This window comes from Variovorax sp. 01T439_2 (assembly GCF_056398445.1).
In genome coordinates this window covers 1-3,779 of record NZ_JBFTPJ010000592.1, presented here as the reverse complement: position 1 = coordinate 3,779, position 3,779 = coordinate 1, and the positions used below count along the sequence as shown (strand labels likewise).

Here is a 3,779-nt window from a genome sequence, read left to right as displayed (position 1 = left end):
CTGCACGTGCCATACCCCGGAAGCGCGCCGGCTATAACAGACATCATGGGAGGGCAAGTAGATTCAATCTTCGACAATTTGCCGTCAGCTTTGCCGCATGTTACGGGCGGGAAACTTAGGGCTTTGGCGGTGACGAGCCCAGCACGGGCACCGGCGCTTCCTGACACTCCAACAGTAGCCGAACTCGGATTTCCCGGATTCGAAGCCTATTCCTGGCAGGGTCTAATGGCGCCAAAAGGGACGCCCGTTGCGGTGGTTCAAAAACTGTCTTCAACAGTCTCCGAGATTTTGACCGATCCGAACGTAGCAGCCCAAATCGTAAGGCTTGGAGGCGCTTCCAATAGACTGAATGCTGAGGATTTTCGCAAGTTTGTGAAAACGGAAATCGATAAATGGGGTCCAATCATTAAAAAGTCCGGAACTATTATCGAGTGACCCCGGCGAGAGCTGGCTGACCTGCACTCGCTTTCTAGCGTCGAAACGGCTGATTATTTTGTGGAGTTGCGCGTGCAGAGATTTCTAAACTTTTTATCCCGACAAAAAGGCGACTGATGCGCAATTCAGGGTTGCTTTCATTTTTAGTGGGATCGGTCATGCACACGATGGCGCGATTAGTCTGTAAGAGTATGCGCCAACAGATTCGTCTGCATGACGTCCAGTATCACGGCACATTGCGGGTACGCTGATGAGCGATTTACCTTCGGCAATGTCGCCGCATCGTACGGGACTTCAAGATGGGAGCGAGCAGCGACCGCTTGAGGGGTTCCGAGTAGTCGAGCTTGCACAGATGATCGCTGGGCCGTCCGCAGCCCTGTTGCTTGCCGATTACGGGGCCGATGTCCTTAAGCTAGAGCCACCATCTGGCGACATGTGCCGAAAACTGCGTTCCGCGGCCGCGGTCTCGTTGGCCGAATCACCGGTCTTTGTCGGCTACAACCGCGGCAAGCGGATCGCACAGGTCGATATTCGAACCGAAGCTGGCCGCGAGCAGGTTCTTCGGCTTGTTGAGGAGGCTGACGTTTTTATCGAGTCCGCGCGCCCAGGCGTCATGGAGCGTCTGGGTCTGGCGGCTGAGACACTGCTCGCCAGAAATCCCAGGCTCGTCTATGCATCCGTCTCCGGTTTCGGTCGCGGCGACATCGGATCCAAACTCGGCGGAGTCGACATGATCGTTCAAGCGGAAAGCGGCATGATGTCCACCACTGGATTTCCTGGGCAGCCCGCCACGAAGGTCGGCTTCACGGTGGTAGACGCGGCGTGCGGGCATGCTCTGTGTCATGGGATTCTGGCTGCACTGTTGCGTCGCGAGCGTACCGGCCGTGGGGAAGTGGTGCGCGTCAGCTTGTACGACGTTGCGCTGCACCTGCAGACCGGTCCGATCGTTGAGTACTTGATGACAGGCATCCAATCTGAACGAAGCGGCAACAGTGCGCCACTGTCCGCGCCGGCGGATTCATTCCGTTGCGCGGATGGAGAGGTCGTCGTCTCCGCCTATATCGATGCCCACTGGAAGAAATTCGTTGCCTTGATCGAAGCGCCGGAACTGCTTGACGATCCTCGTTTCTTGACGGGTCCGCTGAAGGTTGTCAATCGCGCGGCGATGACAGCCGCCATCGAGAACAAACTGGCTGCGCGAAGTGCCACAGAATGGGCCGCGCTCTTGCAGGCGCACGGCCTGCTCGCGGGGCTTGTGAAGGACTATGCCTCGGTGACGGTGGACAAGCTGACACAGGAAGTTGGCGCCATTCAAACTCTCGGCGACGGATTCGGAATCCGCAATCCAATCGTGCTGGAGAAGACGGTGGTGCCGAGCATGCGGGATCGGCAAGAGCTGTCCGGCACGGACGCTGTCGCCAGTTTTGAGACGACGTTGCGGCGCGACGCGGCATAGAAACATCAACGAAGGCCCGGCTATTCAATCGGGCGCCTGGTTGGAGGGTACTACTGGCAGCGTACTCCGGCAGTACTGTGTTTTTCCAGGAGTACGGCGCCTTCTCAGAACCGAGAGCTCTTCATGACCACTGATCTTCCCCTGCTGCTCGAGCGCGACGGCGCTGTGGCCTCCATCTGCTTCAATCGGCCATCGGCCCTCAACGCCATCGATCCGCCCATGGCGCGCGCGTTTCTCTCCGTTGTGCGCGAATTGGCCGCTGACCCGAGCGTGCGCGCCGTGATCATGCGCGGCGCTGGGAGCGGCTTCATGGCTGGCGGCGACTTGGCCGTGCTCAGCGCCGACCCGCAGCGCGGCGCAGCGGAGCTGATCGATCCCCTGCACGAGGCCGTACGTGTGCTGGACGCCATGGACGCCCCGCTTGTCGCCCAGGTCCATGGCGTGGCGGCCGGCGCGGGACTGAGCCTGATGGTGCAGGCGGACTTCGTGCTGGCCGCCGCCGGCACGCGCTTCAATCTCGCATACGCGAACATCGGCGCCAGTTGCGACGTCGGCGCATCGTGGGCTCTGCCGCGCCGGGTGGGGCTGAGGCGCGCATTGGAGATTGCGCTGCTCAGCGAGACGTACGACGCAGACTCCGCTGAGCGCATGGGTCTGGTCAGTCGTGTGGTGCCGGCCGGGGAGTTGGGGGCGGAGGCGTTGGCGCTGGCGCACCGGTTGGCAAGCGGCCCAACCCTGGCATTGGGTCACCTGCGTAGGCTGATACGCAGCTCAAGCGACCGCGACCTGGCGGGCCAGCTCGACGCCGAGGCGGCCGCCTTTCGGGCCTGCGCTGCCACCGACGACTTTCGTATTGGCGTTGACGCCTTCAGAAATCGGAAGACGCCGTCTTTCACGGGGCGCTGAGTGCTTCTTTCGGCGCTATTTCATTTGATCCCTCCAACGCAGGAAACTCCAATCCATGACTCCCCGTGACATCTTCGTGGTCGGCACCGCCCGCACCGCCATCGGCACCTTCGGCGGCGCGCTGAAGGACGTGCCCAACACCCAGCTGGCCACCACCGCCGTCAAGGCCGCCATCGAACGCAGCGGCGTGGCGGCCGATGCCATCGGGCATGTGGTCATGGGCAACGTGATTCCCACCGACGTGAAGGACGCCTACCTGAGCCGTGTGGCCGCCATCGATGCGGGTTGTCCCGTCGAGACGCCGGCCTTCAACGTCAACCGCCTCTGCGGCTCGGGCCTGCAGGCCATCGTGTCGGCGGCGCAGGCCATTGCACTGGGCGACTGCGACATCGCCATCGGCGGCGGCTCGGAATCGATGAGCCGCGGCCCGTACTTCGACACCTCGGCACGCTATGGCGCACGCATGGGCGACGCGGTGCTGGTCGATTACATGCTCGGCATCCTGCACGACCCGTGGGAGAAGATCCACATGGGCATCACGGCCGAGAACGTGGCCGCGCGCTACGGCATCACGCGCGAGCAGCAGGACGAACTGGCCGCCACCAGCCAGCAGCGCGCGGCGGCCGCCATCGCGGCAGGCCGCTTCAAGGAACAGATCGTTCCGGTCGAAGTGAAGACGCGCAAGGGCATCGTGCTGTTCGACACCGACGAGCACGTGCGCGCCGACACCACGGTCGAGACGCTGTCGAAGATGAAGCCTGCGTTCAAGAAGGACGGCGTCGTCACCGCCGGCAATGCCTCGGGCATCAACGACGGCGCCGCCGCCGTGGTGCTGGCCGAAGGCGGCCGCGTGAAGGCGCTGGGCCTGAAGCCGCTGGCGCGCCTGGTCGGCTATGCACACGCTGGCGTCGAGCCCGCGTACATGGGCATCGGCCCGGTGCCGGCCACGCGCAAGGTGCTGGAGCGCACCGGCCTGAAAGTC

General features: G+C 62.7%; 5 protein-coding genes. 4 read left to right on the top strand and 1 reads right to left on the bottom strand.

The window, feature by feature from the left end; all coding sequences use genetic code 11:
* A partial coding sequence (locus tag AC1DOC_RS23945; RefSeq protein WP_478130631.1) for a tripartite tricarboxylate transporter substrate-binding protein occupies positions 1-435 on the top strand: 435 nt, incomplete at its 5' end.
* 34 nt (positions 436-469) lie between these two features.
* Here the strand turns inward: AC1DOC_RS23945 and AC1DOC_RS23940 are convergent.
* On the bottom strand, positions 470-595 hold the full coding sequence (locus AC1DOC_RS23940; RefSeq protein WP_478129242.1) for a hypothetical protein: 126 nt from the start codon (positions 593-595) through the stop codon (positions 470-472).
* A 90-nt stretch (positions 596-685) separates the two neighbouring features.
* Here AC1DOC_RS23940 and AC1DOC_RS23935 point away from each other — a divergent pair, with 90 nt between their 5' ends.
* From AC1DOC_RS23935 to AC1DOC_RS23925, 3 genes are all read left to right on the top strand, one after another.
* A complete protein-coding gene (locus AC1DOC_RS23935; protein ID WP_478129243.1) occupies positions 686-1,891 on the top strand; it encodes a CaiB/BaiF CoA transferase family protein in 1,206 nt (401 codons plus the stop codon).
* A 123-nt stretch (positions 1,892-2,014) separates the two neighbouring features.
* Positions 2,015-2,797 (top strand): enoyl-CoA hydratase/isomerase family protein, encoded by a 783-nt coding sequence (locus AC1DOC_RS23930; protein WP_478079751.1) that lies wholly within the window; start codon positions 2,015-2,017, stop codon positions 2,795-2,797.
* A 55-nt stretch (positions 2,798-2,852) separates the two neighbouring features.
* The coding region (locus AC1DOC_RS23925) for an acetyl-CoA C-acyltransferase (protein WP_478130630.1) at positions 2,853-3,779 on the top strand (927 nt) is incomplete at its 3' end.

What these genes read in the sequence shown, in the direction of transcription:
- AC1DOC_RS23940 (WP_478129242.1), bottom strand. Translation starts at nt 595, where the DNA reads ATGACCGATCCCACTAAAAATGAAAGCAACCCTGAATTGCGCATCAGT.
- AC1DOC_RS23930 (WP_478079751.1), top strand. Translation starts at nt 2,015, where the DNA reads ATGACCACTGATCTTCCCCTGCTGCTCGAGCGCGACGGCGCTGTGGCC.
- AC1DOC_RS23935 (WP_478129243.1), top strand. Translation starts at nt 686, where the DNA reads ATGAGCGATTTACCTTCGGCAATGTCGCCGCATCGTACGGGACTTCAA.